This window comes from Maridesulfovibrio sp., assembly GCF_963666665.1.
Taxonomy (GTDB): domain Bacteria; phylum Desulfobacterota; class Desulfovibrionia; order Desulfovibrionales; family Desulfovibrionaceae; genus Maridesulfovibrio.
Map to the genome: position 1 here is coordinate 3,605,341 of NZ_OY762999.1, position 15,463 is coordinate 3,620,803.

The 15,463-nt window shown below is 46.0% G+C and carries 15 protein-coding genes; all 15 read right to left on the reverse strand.

Annotated features, from left to right (window positions below; genetic code table 11):
• Window positions 1-8: 8 nt before the first annotated feature.
• Window positions 9-1,826: a hypothetical protein gene (locus ACKU40_RS16570; protein ID WP_320173894.1), complete on the reverse strand. Its 1,818-nt coding sequence runs from the start codon at window positions 1,824-1,826 to the stop codon at window positions 9-11.
• Window positions 1,826-3,004 carry a pyridoxal phosphate-dependent aminotransferase gene (locus ACKU40_RS16575; RefSeq protein ID WP_320173895.1) on the reverse strand — a complete coding sequence of 393 codons (1,179 nt, stop codon included), beginning with the start codon at window positions 3,002-3,004 and terminating at the stop codon, window positions 1,826-1,828. The genes ACKU40_RS16570 and ACKU40_RS16575 overlap by 1 nt, the downstream gene beginning before the upstream one ends.
• A 67-nt stretch (window positions 3,005-3,071) precedes the next feature.
• Window positions 3,072-3,896: a polysaccharide deacetylase family protein gene (locus tag ACKU40_RS16580; RefSeq protein WP_320173896.1), complete on the reverse strand. Its 825-nt coding sequence runs from the start codon at window positions 3,894-3,896 to the stop codon at window positions 3,072-3,074.
• Between the two features lie 38 nt (window positions 3,897-3,934).
• On the reverse strand, window positions 3,935-5,356 hold the full coding sequence (locus ACKU40_RS16585) for a hypothetical protein (protein WP_320173897.1): 1,422 nt from the start codon (window positions 5,354-5,356) through the stop codon (window positions 3,935-3,937).
• 17 nt (window positions 5,357-5,373) lie between these two features.
• Window positions 5,374-6,159, reverse strand: a complete 786-nt coding sequence (locus ACKU40_RS16590; protein ID WP_320173898.1) for an imidazole glycerol phosphate synthase cyclase subunit — start codon at window positions 6,157-6,159, stop codon at window positions 5,374-5,376.
• The gene (gene hisH / locus ACKU40_RS16595) at window positions 6,159-6,782 is read right to left on the reverse strand and encodes an imidazole glycerol phosphate synthase subunit HisH (RefSeq protein ID WP_320173899.1); all 624 of its coding nucleotides are present in this window, start codon (window positions 6,780-6,782) and stop codon (window positions 6,159-6,161) included. Before hisH ends, ACKU40_RS16590 begins: the two co-directional genes overlap by 1 nt.
• A 2-nt stretch (window positions 6,783-6,784) precedes the next feature.
• A complete protein-coding gene (locus ACKU40_RS16600) occupies window positions 6,785-7,990 on the reverse strand; it encodes an N-acetyl sugar amidotransferase (RefSeq protein ID WP_320173900.1) in 1,206 nt (401 codons plus the stop codon).
• A 33-nt stretch (window positions 7,991-8,023) separates the two neighbouring features.
• A complete protein-coding gene (pseI, locus tag ACKU40_RS16605; protein WP_320173901.1) occupies window positions 8,024-9,073 on the reverse strand; it encodes a pseudaminic acid synthase in 1,050 nt (349 codons plus the stop codon).
• A 21-nt stretch (window positions 9,074-9,094) separates the two neighbouring features.
• Entirely contained in the window at window positions 9,095-9,682 is a 588-nt protein-coding gene (locus ACKU40_RS16610; RefSeq protein WP_320173902.1) for a formyltransferase family protein, read from the reverse strand.
• Window positions 9,683-9,693: 11 nt separating this feature from the next.
• Window positions 9,694-10,761, reverse strand: a complete 1,068-nt coding sequence (pseG, locus tag ACKU40_RS16615; RefSeq protein WP_320173903.1) for a UDP-2,4-diacetamido-2,4,6-trideoxy-beta-L-altropyranose hydrolase — start codon at window positions 10,759-10,761, stop codon at window positions 9,694-9,696.
• Window positions 10,730-11,515: a glycosyltransferase family protein gene (locus tag ACKU40_RS16620; RefSeq protein ID WP_320173904.1), complete on the reverse strand. Its 786-nt coding sequence runs from the start codon at window positions 11,513-11,515 to the stop codon at window positions 10,730-10,732. The genes pseG and ACKU40_RS16620 overlap by 32 nt, the downstream gene beginning before the upstream one ends.
• 10 nt (window positions 11,516-11,525) lie before the next feature.
• Entirely contained in the window at window positions 11,526-12,848 is a 1,323-nt protein-coding gene (locus tag ACKU40_RS16625) for an aminotransferase class III-fold pyridoxal phosphate-dependent enzyme (protein ID WP_320173905.1), read from the reverse strand.
• Complete coding sequence (locus ACKU40_RS16630; protein ID WP_320173906.1) at window positions 12,838-13,404, reverse strand: GNAT family protein; 567 nt, start codon at window positions 13,402-13,404, stop codon at window positions 12,838-12,840. The genes ACKU40_RS16625 and ACKU40_RS16630 overlap by 11 nt, the downstream gene beginning before the upstream one ends.
• A gap of 2 nt (window positions 13,405-13,406) precedes the next feature.
• On the reverse strand, window positions 13,407-14,291 hold the full coding sequence (locus ACKU40_RS16635; protein ID WP_320173907.1) for an aldo/keto reductase: 885 nt from the start codon (window positions 14,289-14,291) through the stop codon (window positions 13,407-13,409).
• Window positions 14,292-14,306: 15 nt separating this feature from the next.
• A complete protein-coding gene (gene pseC, locus ACKU40_RS16640; protein WP_320173908.1) occupies window positions 14,307-15,461 on the reverse strand; it encodes a UDP-4-amino-4,6-dideoxy-N-acetyl-beta-L-altrosamine transaminase in 1,155 nt (384 codons plus the stop codon).
• Window positions 15,462-15,463 lie beyond the last annotated feature (2 nt).

Sequence of the window (15,463 nt, forward strand, 5' to 3'; positions counted from 1 at the left end):
CCGTACTCCTAAAAAGTTGATTCCAGAAACTGAATCTGGTGAATGACGCCCTCATATGCAGCGTTAAGGTTTAGAGGCTTGAGCTTTGAACCACTCAAGGAATATTGTTTATGGGGCGTAAGGATGAATCCCTCTTCAGAGATTATTTTTGTCAGCTTTTCCATTGTCTGGATATTGGGAGAGTATGCCAGATAAATCAGGTCTACCTTTATGTTGAGTTGGGTCCAGTCGTTGATGTCTCGGATAAAAATAGCCCCTTCCCGTTTCTGCATTTCCGGGTCGACAATAAAAATTTGATCAAAGGAAGAGTATGAGAGAATGTGTTCGCTGAGTTCTTTATCGTCACCAAAGATCAAAAGAGATTTGTTTTTGGAATAGATGCCGAGATGACTTAAAAGATTGGACGCGAAAGCAGCTTTCAATCGTTTGGAATCTATCGTGTAAGTTCTTTCTATGCCCAGAGCGTTGATCAGTTGCAGGAGAGTCTGCTCATCCAGATCAAGTTTTTTGGGATCAATGAGAAACTTGAAATTAACATCTTTGAACTTTTCTACTGTTTCCATGAGAAGTTGGTAGTTGCCGGCAAAAAGGCGACTAAAAACAATCCTGTCACTAGACCACAAACATTCAGCGGAAATGAAATCCTGTTGTTCATTGCCTGTGTAGATGATCTCGATAACCGGAATTGCTGCCGTGCGTTTAGCGACAGTGACTGACACGCCTTTGATGAACTCATCCAGATTGTCAGGACTGAGCTCAATCGAATCCTGGTTGTCGTCCAAGCCCGGATACGAAATAAGTTCAAGCGATTCCTCATTGTTTACGGTGTCGCGCAACTCTTTGGAAACATCTTCAAGGGTTTTGTCATCAATATGCACGGGGTCAATTCTCCCCATACGCATGATGAGTTCTTTTTCATCAACCCGGTATTTCTGGCTCGCCGCTCTAATTTTAGGCATATGGCTGGAATGCATTTTACCGAAGCCCATGGCGACTTCTTTGGTGTCGTACATAGAAAGGTTTCTGATGAGGGGCCAGACGTATGTGTCGGCGATATTGAGCAGTAAACCGATATCAATGCCGGTCTTAACCCCGAGATCCTCAAGTAGGCAGACCAGAGCTTCAGAAGCGGCGTTACCAGCTCCGCGACCGATACCCATGATGGTTGCATCGAGGAATCTGGCTCCGCATTCGTATGCTTTCAAGGTATTGGCTACGGCCATTTTCAGGTTGTCGTGACCGTGATAGCCAAGGTCGCAATCACATTTTTTCCTTACAGCGTTCAGGTAGCTTTCAACTTCCTGAGGATTCATCCCACCAACGGAATCAACCAGATAAACCATGTCCGCGCCGTGTTCTACCGCGCCTTTGCCAAGGTTGCCGAATTCATCGGCAGAAACAGAGTAGCTCTTCATGAAGTTCATGCCGGCTGTAAGCCCGAGGCTCTTGGCGTATTCAATTTCAGGAAATGCTTCTGATGCTTCGGTGGCATTTGCGCCGATACGTACAAAATCAAGACCGTTATCGACTGCTTCCTTCAGGTTATCGCGCGATGATATCGTTGGAATATAAAACATCCCGATTTTTGCGTCAGTTGATTCTTTGGCGGCTCTGAGAAGTTGCAAATCATTGTGAGGCATTTTGCCTTTACCTGATTCAGCAGCACCGATGCCCAGCCCATGCCCGATTTCAATCCAGTTGAATCCCGCTTTTGATATTTGCTTAGTTAAAAGCGCGGTATCGGAGGAGGTGAATTTAAAATCAATAGCATAGCTTCCGTCACGAAGCGTACATTCCAAAATTTCAACATCTTTAGATTTGCTCATTATGACACCTCACTTTTGGCAAGAGTAGACATGATTATCGACTTTGCTTGTTCCTGTGTATCAACACTTCCGCTGAATGAAATTCGTACATGGTTTTTGAAACTTTCACCGAAAACTTCTCCGGGAACCATGGAGACATGGTATTCTTTCAGCATATATTCACAAAATTTGTGTGAATCCATACCCTTAAAATCAAACTCTGGGAAAAAATAAAATGCCCCTTGCGGGCTTGAATAGGCAAAATTGTTTGATTTATCGCTGTCTGATATCCAGACTGCCCTGCGTTTGGAGAATTCACCTAACATGTCTGCAACGTAATTTGATTCATCAATATTTTCCAGCAGATGTGCTGCGGCGAACTGAACTGTGGAAACACCGCAAACGGTTAGATACTGGTGAACCCGGTTCATGGCATCTGAAACCTGAGCATCGGAGCATATGTATCCGATTCTCCAGCCGGTCATGCTGTAGGTCTTGGACAAGCTGTTTAAATAAATAAGCTTGTCGCTGTCTTTCATAATTTCAGCCATGGAGGAGAATTCAGTTTCATCATACACAAAGTGATCGTACACCTCGTCTGCGAGAATGTAGAAACCGTGTTTTTCAGCCAAGGCAGCAAGTGCTTCCAATACTGATCGTTTCTGAACAGCACCGGTGGGGTTACTGGGGTTGGTGAGGACTAAAATTTTAGTTTTGGGAGTTATGTGTTTTTCAACAAGCTCAGGGTTCAGTTGAAAATCATTTGCAGGGGAAAGGTCGATGGTGACTGGGGTGGCTCCCGCAAGAATTGCTGTTGCTTTATAATGCGGCCATGCAGGTTCAGGGATAATCATTTCATCCCCTTCCTTGAGCAGAGCCAAAGAGCACATGGCCAAGCCTTCGCTGGCTCCAGTGGTGATTATGAATTCGTTTTCAGTGTCGAATTTTTTGCCTGTTTTTTTGAACAGGTCTTCGGAAAGAACTGTACGCAGGTGACTATTACCCCGATTTGCAATGTAGTGGTAGTGACCGTTTTGCATGGCTTCAGAAAGAAGTTGTATCGCTCCTTTCGGAACGTTCCAGACCGGGCGCCCAATATCAAGACGGTGAACAGTGTGCCCCTGTGATTGGATTACATTTGCAAGGTCAAAAAATTTGCGAATTCCTGAGGCCGGCAGTTCTCTAGCAAATCTGGTCATATTTTCCCCTTTGTTTCATTGTTTGTTAGGAAAAACTGAACAAAGTGTCAACGAAAATAGCCTGATTTTAGAAGTGTAAATCTCTGTATAGGGCTGTGTTGATTTTGTTTTTTTTGATAATATCCAGGATATTAGAGAGTTTACCATTCTCTGTTATGTCGTAGGGATCAAAGTAGTGAGTCAAAAAAAGATTGTGCTCAGCAATGATTTTCATCGTATCTGCAAACTCTTTGACAAACAGTTTGTCGTCGCCGAGAAAGGGGGTCTTTTTGCGCAACATATTCCACGAATCAAAGATTGCAAAAGGAAAGTGGACGCTGCAGCCAGTTGGAATTTCGATGATTCCGTGTGAGTGCTCGGAAGGGGCTCCATATCCTTTGTAACCGCAGGCTGCAGTAGAGCTGCTGTATTTATAGCCCAATTCGGCAAGAATCGGGTAAACACTTTCGGTGTGCAGATTGCCATAGTGGGGAGTTCTAAAACCAATACACTCTATCCCCAGATTTTTTTTGAATACTTCATGCGCCCGTTCAATTTCTTCTTTCTGCTCGTTATATGTAAGCTTATTGAAATATCTGTCCGGGGCCCAGTGGGGATTATCTGGATGGGTGTAGGTATGGTTTATAATTTCATGTCCCTCATCCACAGCCCGTAAATGTATATCCGGATATTCTTCAACAAACTTTCCGATTACTGCAAAGCCCGCTTTGATATCATGCTTTTTAAGCAAATCCAGTACGTATGGAAAAGCCTCAATATCCTTTTCAAAATCAAAATCAAAGGTCAGCGAATAGGTCGCTTTCCCAAAAGGATTCTGTTGTTTTTGCATGTACTGGATGAAATATCTTTCAGGACATGTTGCATGAATCACCTTGCGGGCAAAGTAGGCCATGTACCTGTTTTTGACAGGTTGAAGCAGGGGATTCAAGATCACTTCAGAACTCCTGATTCGTAGAGGGTTATTTCGTCATCCAAAGCTTTGCTCATGACTTTTCCGATACCTAGTCCCAGTTCAAAATCTTCGGGAGTATCAAATTGGGGGTGTTCATATGTGGCCTGATGCATTGCGGCAATAAATTTGTGCCGCTCTTCTTCGCGATATTCTATAGTTTCCAGAGCCTTCCATACTTCTTCTGGCTTTTCACAACTGACGGTATTCTTACTAATATTAAAATAGGGGTTTCCTAAACAAATAACAGGAACACCGGTTGCGATGCTTTCCAGTCCCGGAGTCGTTCCGGATGCGACTATGATTGCCTCGCTTTTCAGTATTAAATCTCTGGTAGGAAAGGACGGAGGAAGCAGCACAACATTGGGCAGCAGGCTGAGTTCTTGGTAGAAACGCGGAAGCCTGTTTCCAAAGCATGCAGGGTGTTCCTTAACTGCGATGGTATAGCCATATTTACCGTGAATCGCGATCTGTTCGATAAGATATTCTTGATCAGCGAATTCAGGCACCTGAGAGCACATGCTGGCTTCAGGGGTTAGTTGGAGAAAGTATGATAAAATCTTTTCTTCCGGCAGTGAACGTGAAAAGTATTTATTTGAGCAGATTCTATTATATGTTTTGAGTAACGCAGGAAGAAATGTTTCGCCGTTTAATACTCTTTTTCCCTTGTCTAACAGTTGTTGAAAAGAAAATTTGGGTATGATGCTGCCCATTTTGGCGTGGTAGGCATCATATTTTGTGTCCGGTTTCTGTTTATCATAGAGAGCCGTTGCTTGGCGTGCCCAGCTTTCGGATCCTTCGCTGATTTCGCAGGAGTTAAAAACATAGTCTATTTTTTTACTTCTGCGGTGCTGCCCTGTTGCAAGTCTGAGACGAAGTTCTCCTCCCAATGATTCCACACTATGTTCAAAAGCGGCTTTGATCCGTCCTTTGCTGGCCATAGCGTTGAGAATCATGGAGTCGACCATGTCGATGGTTTCATAGAAAACGTAACTGACTCCATACTTATCTATAATCTCTGTGAGTCGGTCATAAAAAAGGACAAGCCGCTGGGGAACGCTGTTATTCAAAAAATGGTGCAGATTGGGGGCGCCATATCTACTGACGAATTTCCTGTAGAGCATGTAGTTGATGTTAAATTCGTAACAGTTAACCCCAAGCTCTTTTTCGATTTTATAGACGGATTCGAGTTGGGCGTCGGTTACATTCGCACAGGCCTCTTCAAGTTCCTGCTGGCTCAGGTATTCTTCAACAGTAATCCCGGAAACAGATTTATATTTTTCCCGGGATTCATCTGGAGCGAGAACCACAATATTGTATTTGTCTTTAAGACCCTCGATAGTTTCGATAAACATAACATCGCGGCGTCCACGTCCAAGAAAAAGAATAGTCGGCTTATCCATCCAATTTGTCCTAGTATTTATGTCAAAATCCGGATCGGCAATCCGGCATTTTTTATTTGTGATCTTGTCTGCATGGGGTTTTCATCTTTCATACAGAAGTATGTTCCGGCAGACACAGCAGAAGCTCCACCTTCGATGAATCCATCCACAAAGTGTTCGGCAAGGCCGCAACCTCCGGCCGTAATAACTGGAATGGATACGGCGTCTGACACTGCTTTGGTTAGCGCAATATCGAGACCTTTGCGGGTTCCATCACGGTCAATGGAGGTAATCAGGATTTCTCCTGCCCCCTGTTCTTGGCCTTGTCGTGCCCATTCTACCGGGTCGAGACCGGTGTCCTTGCTACCGCTACGTGTCCAGACAGTATATTTACCTTCCGTATTGAGTTTGGCGTCAATACTAAGAACTACACACTGATCCCCAAACATCGAAGCTGCTTCCTCGATAAGTTTAGGATGCTCAACTGCCGCAGTATTAATTGAAATTTTATCCGCACCGTTTGACAGTAATATCCGAAAATCTTCAAGAGTTGTTACTCCGCCGCCAAGGGTGAAGGGCATGAAGATTTCCTCTGCAGCTCTACAGGCCACATCGGCCAGCCGTTTGATGCCATTCTTGCCTGCCCTGATGTCCATGAAGATGAGTTCGTCGGCAGCCTGAGCTTCGTAAATTTTGGCCTGCGAAACAGGATCGCCGATCTCGGTTGTTTTGCCGAAACCGGATGTTATTACCAACACCATCTGTTCCGGGTCAAAAGATCCGGGCATCATTTGCAGTTTGGGAATCAGTCTTTTTTTAAGCATTATATTTCCGGATCCCATTCAAGAAAGTTTTCCAGTATCCGCAGCCCGTATTCCTGACTTTTTTCCGGATGGAACTGGGTGGCGAATATATTGTCCTTTCTTACAGCTGCAGTAACTTTTCCGCCATATTCGCAATAAGCATCCATGTCCGCTTCATTGTCACATTTCATGAAAAATGAATGCACGAAGTAGAAGTCCGGGTTTTCAGGAAGACCCTCAAACAGGGGGCTTTCTTTGCGGTATATGAGATTGTTCCAACCCACATGCGGAATACGCAAACTTTTGTCTTCAGGGTTAAGGCGTACAATGTCCGCATCGATCCAACCCAGCCCCTTGTGATAGCCATGTTCTTCGCTGGAACGGGCTAAAGCCTGCATGCCGAGGCATATGCCCAGAAAGGGCTTATGGTCATTGAAGACAGCCTCTTCAAGGACAGACAGAAAACCATATTTTTTAAGGTTGTCCATCATGTCCCCGAAGGCTCCCACACCGGGCAGGATCACTCTGTCTACATCGGCGAGCATGTCCGGGGATTCGCAGATAATTGCATCCTCTCCGCACATCTCGACTGCGTTGAACACAGAGAGCAGGTTGCCCATTCTGTAGTCTACGATTCCGATCATTGTTAATCCTGAGTATGGCGCGATCGCCAGAGTTTCATCTGTTCTTCTGCGTATTCGCGGTCCATTTCTCCGGCAGGTGACCATGTCTCAAAATCATCGGTTTTCTTGCCGGGTTTATCATTTGCCGGATCGTGTTTATACGGCGAAACTCCATGGCTGAGTGCTACTTCATAGAATTCTTCTTCGGTTAAGCCGATGTGTTTGAGAAAGAGTTCGAGACTCGGCGGTTTGTAACCCTCGTATTTACGCACAATCTCCATGGCCTCTTCTCTTGAAATCCGGTTGTTGCGAATATCCAAAGTAGCAAGGTGGGAGGGGCGGGTATAGCCGCGTTTGATGTATTTGATGTAATCGCGCACACCCTGCAGGTAGCATTCGATTTTTTCATATCCGTATCCCGGAGGTACGTTTTCAACTTCATCCCCCTGCCATCCCAATTTTTCAGTAATGAGTTTGGAGTTGGCCTTTACATCCCAAGGAATATAGGAACCGAGGCAAACGGAACGGTATTTCAGTTTACGGAGGTCCTTTAATGCAGGATAGGTGAAGGGTTTAAGGTCCCGTTTATTTACTGCCCCGTTCAAGCGCACATACATATCGTCTGCTGAAATCCCTAGGTTAACAAAGCGGTTGAATCTTTTTTCGTCCACTTCTTCTGCTTGATCATAGCTATAATAGGCAGTGTATTCAGCAGAAGGCTCACCCCAGAAGATTAGAGGGATTTTTTTCTCAATGGCGATATGCATAGGGTAGGCAAAGATTCCTGTGTGGCAGTGCCAGCAAAAGTCACCCTTATCGAAAAAGGTCTGGAGCATCAGTTTTTGTACGACCCGCCAGTTCGGAGTGAAACTTAAAACATCAACTCCAAGCTCACGGGCAGTTTTCATAACGTTGTTATGCAGGTTGGGACGAAGGAAGCCATGGTCAAAACGCACGACCAGCGGCTTGAGTCCGTATTCCTTAACAAGGTAGTAAAGGGTATAAGTTGAGTCTTTTCCGCCGCTGAAAGGAACTAGACAGTCATAGTCTCCCTGTCCTTTGTATTTGGCTATCAGCTCATCTAAATCTTTTTTTCTGGCTTCCCAGTCAATTTTGTCTGCTTTGAATTCCTGCTGGCGGCAGATATTACACACACCTTCGTCATCAAAGTGGATGGTTTCGTGTGTTTCAGGAAGTACGCATTGGGAACAGCGTTTAAGTTCGCTCATTTTCTTTCTCCGATAATTAGTGACAGTGAATCGCTAAGAAATATGCTGCCAGCCCAGCGGGGTTCCGGCTTTAATCTCTTCGGTTGATTTTTTGCCTAAAATTTCTTCGTAGTGGCGGGTATGCATTCCGTTTCCGGGACGAACGCATCTTACGTTTTCCTTTGTAAAAGTTGCTCCGGCTGGAATGTCTTCACTTACGAAAATTGATTTCCGAAAGATTCTTCCGGCCTGTTCTTTTTCAGTAATTGCATACTGTACTTTGCCGAGAGCTTTCTCAGCATTTCGTACTGCCTTCACCATTTCCTTAAGTTCATGGGCTTCAAGGGAGAAGGAGCTGTCCGGGCCGCCATCCGCACGCGATTTGGTGAAATGTTTTTCAATAACACAAGCCCCCAGTGCAACTGCTGCAATGGGGATTTCTATGCCGAGAGAATGGTCGGAAAGCCCGCATGGGACACCAAAGGTCTCGCGCATATTTATTATTGTCCTGAGATTCATTGATTCAGGGGGGGCAGGGTAGGCGCTGGTGCATTTCAAGAGGATCAGATCCTTGCCGCCTGCCTCTTTGAATGCTGTTACAGCCTCATCTATTTCAGAAAGAGTTCCCATGCCTGTGGACATGATGACCGGTTTTCTTGTTGCAGCTACTTTTTTGATCAGTGGGATATCCACAAGTTCAAAAGAAGCGATTTTGTGCACCGGAACATCCATATCTTCCAGAAAGTCCACAGCAGTAAAATCAAATGGAGTTGAAAACAGATCCAAACCTAAATCATTGGCTATTTCTTTCAGCTTCGGCTGCCATTCCCATGGTGTGTATGCTTCCCCGTAAAGGGAATATAAGGTCTTGCCCTCCCAGACAGTTCCTTTACCTATTTTAAAATGTTCATTGTCACAGTTAAGGGTGATGGTGTCCGGAGTGTAAGTTTGAATTTTAATAGCATCAACACCACAGTCCTTAGCTATATGAATCAATTCAACAGCAGCGTCAAAGCTCTGATTATGGTTTGCTGACATTTCAGCGATTATATATGCAGGATGACCGTCACCTACTGGGCGACTGTTAATTAGCATTTCCGACATGGTGGTCCTGTTTTATTTCTTTTACGTTGTTTGTTTTTTGAGGGCAGAAATGGTCGGAATTATCTCCGCATCCCAGCCGCCGGGGAAGTATGGCAAGTCGGAGGATTTGTGGCAAGTGCCTTTTCCTTGCTGCTTTTCCGGTTTGAAATCCCTGTTAAGTATTTTCTCAATATTTTCGACGAACAAATGTTCAATTTCAGATATAAGAATTGAATATGTTTGTGCAAATGTGTTGGTGTTCTTAAAACTAATCTCTTTCTGAAAGAGGATGTCTCCTGTATCCAGTCCTTCATCAATGAAATGTATGGTCACACCGTGGGGTGTCCCATCGTAGAAAGCCCAGAAATTCGGGTGCGCACCTTTGTTATAGGGTAGGTATGAAATATGGAGGTTGATTACCTTGCCTTGGTGGCGTTCCAGAAATCTTCCGGGGATGATGTGGCGATAGCCAAATGAAACGATCAGGTCGAATTCGTTGAAATCATTATCCCATTCAAGCTTTTCTGATCGTTGCTCCACATGACAGCCATACTCTTTGAGTATTTTGATGAGGGAAGTTACCTCCTCGTTATAGCCGAGGAATAGTATTTTTTTTTCGTAATTTTTCACTGAAAGCAACCCTATTCAATGCCCATAAGAGTATCCACAATTTTGGAAACCCCTTTCCCATCAATAGTTTCAGCCGCTTTCTCCGCCAGTGAGTCGAGGAGAGTTCGGTTGGAAATTAATTCTTGGATGGCAGTTAAGATTTCGTTGTTCTCGATGGTTGCGGCATCTCCCAAATAAAGAGCTGCTCCTTTTCTGTCGAGTGCCCGGGCAATTTCAAGCTGGTTTTCAGCAGTGGTAATTATAGCCAGCGGCGTTCCGATACAGCAGGATTCCCAGCATGATGACCCGCCTGCGCCCAGAAGCAGATCATGTCCGGCGATCAAATCGGACATTTTTTCCACGTTGGTAAGTATCTCCAGATCCATGTTTGATCTTTGGCGAAAATTATCGAGTTGATCCATGTAGGGATTTGCAGGTCCGACAACCAGTGTGCAGCTGATTTGATCTGAAAGAGGAACTAATGCTTCAAGAACTTTCAGTGAAGTATTGTGCGGGTCAGCTCCACCCATGCTGAGCAAGATTTTGGTTTTGCCTTTACTGTTCCGTTTTCTAGTTGTTGCACGGGCGGTTCTGAATTCATTCCTGAGCATCGCATATTTTGCGCCGGCCAGAATTGTGGCGTCACTGTTTATTCGGTAGGAGATGTTTTCTGCATCAAGATTTTGATTAAGCAGTACAGAGCATTCATAGCTATAAAGGTGGTGATAGTCATCTACCACAAGTGTATTTTTAAATTCTGATCTGATTGCTTTCTGGTACGCTGTGTCTAAAAAATATCCGTCTAAAGCAATCCAGCTGCCCGCTGAAGCCTTGTGGGCTTCGGCGAGCAGAATTTTCATGTCCTCAGCGGAGTTAGGATAAGATTGCTCCAAGGGTACATGGCTGATTTCGAAACGTTTGAGGGTGACGCGCATAGCCTCAGCTGTTATATTGCCAACAAGAACAGTCTGTCCGTTCCTTTTTGTCCATTCTTGGGCTAGGGCTATGCACCGCATAACATGTCCAATTCCAATTCTGGAATTGGCGTCAGCTCTTATGATGAGGGTCTTACCCTTGGTCAGAAGACTTTTCATGTTCATTTTCAGCCTCTTCGGCCAGTGACTTATCAAGCCCTTCGTTGCGTTTTATGTGAGAGTTGATTTCGGCTATTTCGGGATGTGTTTTCAGAAATTCAATGATGTCCTTCATCCTGAAATTCTGTTTTTCCGGTGCCACACCTTCAATAATATCTTTGACCAACTCGAAATCTTCCCGGCTATCAACGGTCCAGCGCAGCTGAGAGTAGTCCGTATCATGTTTCCATGAGCCTATTTTGAAGTCCTCAGCGTTATCGCGCACATAAAGAGTTACGTGTTCTCTATGGGGATCACGGGTTGCCTTTTGGTGAGTTTCCACCAACGATTCCATGCTGATGATTTCAGCATCAAGACCGTCTGGGAGGGTTGGGTCAACGCAGTTTGCTGCGTAATCATATCCACCTTCAAAATAGAAGGAGGCCAGCTTATCCAGAAACTCCGGGTCGATCAGTGGGCAGTCCCCGGTGAGACGCATTATGTGCTCGCCACCGAATTTATCCGCAGCATTGTAGAACCGATCAAGTACATCGTCTTCAGAGCCCCTGAAAACCTCTATGCCAAGAGATTCTCCCAGCTTTACTGTGGGATCGTCCTCTTTATTGGTTGTTGTTGCCAGCACAACGGAATCGATGCTCTTGGCTTGCTGCACTCTTTCAATCATGAGTTGCAGAAGAGGTTTGCCGAGAACCTCCATCAGGATTTTTCCCGGCAAACGCGATGAAGTCATGCGGGCTTGAATAATAGCTGTAACTTTCATTGCCGCAGTCCTATGTGATTCTTTTGAAGCCGGAACCGGAAGCCTTTCCTTCCATGAGATCATGGACCTTACCGGCTTTGATGGCTTCAGCGATCAGTCCGAAGCATTCTTCTGTTGCAGCCAGATAACGCTCTACGTCATCTTCTGTGTGGGCAAACATGGGGTAGTATATATTGGAGGCCAGAAAACCGCGATCACGCATGAACTGGACAAAAAGAGCCTTGAGTGCGAGCGGTTCATCCATTTCAAATGCAAAGTGGCTCAGAGGATAGATTCCTCCTGAGTGAACCTTGAGGCCCTGATTTTCTGCTGCCTTTTCCCAGCCTTGCTGAACTGCTTTACCCATGGATAGCAGGTGTTCATGGACATTGTTGTCCCGATATTTTTTAATGGTTGCCAGCGCAGCCGTGGGGCCGGACCTTTCTGTCCAGTTGGTGCTGCTGATAAAGGTTTTCTGCGCAGCTTCCATTACGGACTGACGTCCCATGATCACCCCGATGGGGTAGCCGTTACCAATGGCTTTAGAGAAAACAGCGATATCCGGTTCACAGCCGAGTTTAAGGTGGCTACCGCCAACACAAATTCTGAAGCCTGCTGAAATTTCATCATAAACGAGAACAGCACCTGCTTCGTGGGCCATCTGCTTTACTTTTTCAAGGAAACCCGGTTCCGGGTCGATGTTGCGGATGGGTTCCATGACGATTGCGGCAATTTCGCCTTTGTTTTCAGCTAAGATCTTTTCAAGTTCTTCTGGCTTGTTGTAGCCGAAGGGCAGTGCTGTTCCAGAAAGCTGACTGGGCACACCTGCAGGCTCAAGGCCGGGGATAAGGTGTTCGCCCAAGGCATTGTCGGTTCCGACGTTTGCAGCCAGATACCAGTCATGCCAGCCGTGGTAGCCGCAGAAGGCAATCTTATCGCGTCCTGTCGCAGCTCTTGCGATTCGCACTGCAACAGTCATGGATTCACCGCCTGTGCGAGCGTAACGGACCATATCCGCCCAAGGGTGGATTTCGCAGAACAGTTCGGCCAACTCTATCTCTTCATAGCAGTTAAGAGAAGATGCAACACCGTTTTTGATAGCATTGATTACCGCCCCGTCAACATCGGGATCATTGTAGCCGAGAACGCAGGCCCCGATGCCGGAGATGCTCATGTCGGTGTATTCGTTGCCGTCGAGGTCCCAAACTTTGGAACCGGAAGCCTTGCTGTAATATGCAGGCCAGACGCCTTGGGAAAACATATCCGGGCGTTTGGAAAGCAGTTGGCACATTCCGGGAATGCGTTTTTTGGCTTCTTCCTGAGCTGAGAGTGATTTAGAAAATTTACTGTTCATGTCTATAGTCCGGGTTGATAATACCCATTCTTGTGGCGTCAATGAAAACGCCGTTATGTAAGAAATGTTTTTTATATATGCCTTCGACGGTAAAACCGTTTTTTTCAAAGGCTTTTACAGAGCCGATGTTGTTTGCATAGGCCCCGGCTGTTAAGCGGTGGATATTCAGGGTCTTAAAAGCGTACTCGATCACCAGCCCGATGGCCTCGGAACCGTATCCTTTACCCCAGCATTCCTTTTCTCCAATCAGTAGTCCTATCTCGGCATGGGAGTGTGCGGTGTTCAGAGGCCCCATTTTTATATTACCCACATGGCGGCCACTGTCCTTTTCGCAGATGGCAAAAAGGATATTGTCCGGGGACTCAATCATCGCTTTTACGAAGTCTTTTACCGAATTCAAAGTCTGGGTGGTAAACCGTGATTCCAGATATTGATTAATCTGCGGATCATTCATCCAGTTGACGTAGCTCTCCGAGACATCGTCCAAGCTGATCGGGCGCAAGTAAACATTTTTACCGTTTACAATCAGATTTTCAGGTTTATCCAAGCCGTCCATGGCTATTTCCACAATACCGGATTAAGTAATTTCTCCGGTACCTTGTTAAAAATTGTTTTGACTTCCTCGACAAGACCATTGGGCAGTTTGCAGCTGAATGATTCGATGTTTTCCAGCATCTGCTCCGGCAGTTCGGCTCCCACCAGAATCTTTGCTTGTGGATAAGCCTTTGCTGCATATCCCAAGGCCAGATTTTGAATGGAAAGACCGGATGCTTTAACTAACGCATTCAATCTTTTAATGAAAGGAGCTGCGAATTTCATGTGTTCCGGGAGATTTGTGGAATCCATGAACATCAGCCCTTGCAAGAAAACGCTGCGCACGTAAATGGTCTTGCCGGACTCAATTGCTTTCTCAAAGACACCGGAGTCTTCAAAACGGCGGTCAAAAAGATTTGAGGGCAGTTGAATAAGGTCAATTCCGTCTGTCTCAACGGCGCGGACGGCCATTTCCGGTGTATAAACCGAAATGCCGATTTTATCCGCCAGTCCCTGCTTACGTATTTCCTTGGTCTGCTCTTTGATTCCCTTGTCCCACATAGGCAGGAAATCTTCTTTGTGGATCATGTAGCCGTAGAATTTTTCAATGCCCAGATTGTCCAGCGACTTGCGGATTGCTTTTCCCATGCTTCCGGGGTGTAGCAGATCAAGTTGTGGGTGTGGTTTGCTGATAATTTTGGCCTTGTTCTCAAGGTCCAGATTACGCAGGCTTTTTCCGAGGACGTTCTCGCTTTCGCCATAAGCTTGGGCGGTATCGAATTCACGACCTCCGTTTTCCCATGACGCAGCTACAATTTCGTCGGCAAGTTGTTGATCCGGTTGCCCGGCTTGATTGGCTATGCCGTAGCTCATGCCGAGCTGGGCTGTTCCCAACACTAGCCGGGACATATCTATCTCGGGCATCTACTTATCGCTCACTTCTGCCAAGGCTGCTTTAACAGTTACCACAACATGATTTACATCTTCATCTTCCATCAATGGGAACATAGGCAGGGAAATCAAACCATCATATGCTTCTTCGGCAACCGGGCACATACCTTCATGGGTGCCGAAGTTGTCTTTGTAGTATGGATGCAGATGAACCGGGATGTAATGAACCTGCACACCAAGACCGTGTGCGCGCAGGTAGTCGAAAACTTCTTTTCGTTTTTCGCTGCGGTTTTTTCCTTCCAGATTGATCACGTAAAGATGGTAGGCATGTTCGGACCCTTCCAGCTTACCAAGCGGAGTCAGTCCATCCATAGCAGCAAATTTTTCGTCATACATTGCTGCAATTTCGCGTCTTCTCTTAATCCACTCTGGGAGTCTGGAGAGCTGGCTTAAGCCGAGCGCACACTGAAAATCGGTGATTCGGTAGTTGAAGCCGAGGTCCTGCATTTCGTAGAACCAACCGTCTCGTTGTCTGAAATCAGCGGTAATACCGTGGTTTCTGAAAATGCGCATGCGTTTGTCGTATTCGGCATTGTCAGTCACAGCCATACCGCCTTCTCCGGTGGTCATGTGCTTGACCGGATGAAAGCTGTACAGGGTTATGTCTGCCAGAGATCCGACTTTTTTCCCGTTAAGGCTGCCGCCGATGGAGTGGCAGCCATCTGCGGCAAGGAAAAGGCCGTGTTTGTCAGCGATCTTGCGCAGAGCTTCATAGTCGCAGGGCTGGCCAGTATAATCGACGGCAATGATTCCCTTGGTTTTGGGAGTAATCTTTTTCTCCACTTCAGCAGGATCAATAAGCAATGTTTTCGGGTCAACGTCGGCAAAAACCGGAATTGCCTTCATGTATGCTACGCAGTTGGCAGAAGCGGCAAAGGTCATTGGCGGAACAATGACCTCGTCGCCTTCTTTAACGTCAAAAGCATACATTGCGGCGTGCAGAGCAGCTGTTCCGCTGTTAACTGCAACGCCATGGGCTACACCGGATATCTCCGCCACAGCTTGTTCGAATTCCGCAACTTTTGGTCCGGTGGTCAACCAGCCGGAAGTCAGGGCGTCTGTGACGGCCTTGAGGTCCTGTTCGTCTATTGACTGTCGACCGTAAGGAATATTCTTGGATATGCCCATCT

Coding starts and splice junctions, on each gene's coding strand:
- ACKU40_RS16570 (WP_320173894.1), bottom strand. CDS start 1,826: ATGAGCAAATCTAAAGATGTTGAAATTTTGGAATGTACGCTTCGTGAC.
- ACKU40_RS16575 (WP_320173895.1), bottom strand. CDS start 3,004: ATGACCAGATTTGCTAGAGAACTGCCGGCCTCAGGAATTCGCAAATTT.
- ACKU40_RS16580 (WP_320173896.1), bottom strand. CDS start 3,896: ATGGCCTACTTTGCCCGCAAGGTGATTCATGCAACATGTCCTGAAAGA.
- ACKU40_RS16585 (WP_320173897.1), bottom strand. CDS start 5,356: ATGGATAAGCCGACTATTCTTTTTCTTGGACGTGGACGCCGCGATGTT.
- ACKU40_RS16590 (WP_320173898.1), bottom strand. CDS start 6,159: ATGCTTAAAAAAAGACTGATTCCCAAACTGCAAATGATGCCCGGATCT.
- hisH (WP_320173899.1), bottom strand. CDS start 6,782: ATGATCGGAATCGTAGACTACAGAATGGGCAACCTGCTCTCTGTGTTC.
- ACKU40_RS16600 (WP_320173900.1), bottom strand. CDS start 7,990: ATGAGCGAACTTAAACGCTGTTCCCAATGCGTACTTCCTGAAACACAC.
- pseI (WP_320173901.1), bottom strand. CDS start 9,073: ATGTCGGAAATGCTAATTAACAGTCGCCCAGTAGGTGACGGTCATCCT.
- pseG (WP_320173903.1), bottom strand. CDS start 10,761: ATGAACATGAAAAGTCTTCTGACCAAGGGTAAGACCCTCATCATAAGA.
- ACKU40_RS16620 (WP_320173904.1), bottom strand. CDS start 11,515: ATGAAAGTTACAGCTATTATTCAAGCCCGCATGACTTCATCGCGTTTG.
- ACKU40_RS16625 (WP_320173905.1), bottom strand. CDS start 12,848: ATGAACAGTAAATTTTCTAAATCACTCTCAGCTCAGGAAGAAGCCAAA.
- ACKU40_RS16630 (WP_320173906.1), bottom strand. CDS start 13,404: ATGGACGGCTTGGATAAACCTGAAAATCTGATTGTAAACGGTAAAAAT.
- ACKU40_RS16635 (WP_320173907.1), bottom strand. CDS start 14,291: ATGTCCCGGCTAGTGTTGGGAACAGCCCAGCTCGGCATGAGCTACGGC.
- pseC (WP_320173908.1), bottom strand. CDS start 15,461: ATGGGCATATCCAAGAATATTCCTTACGGTCGACAGTCAATAGACGAA.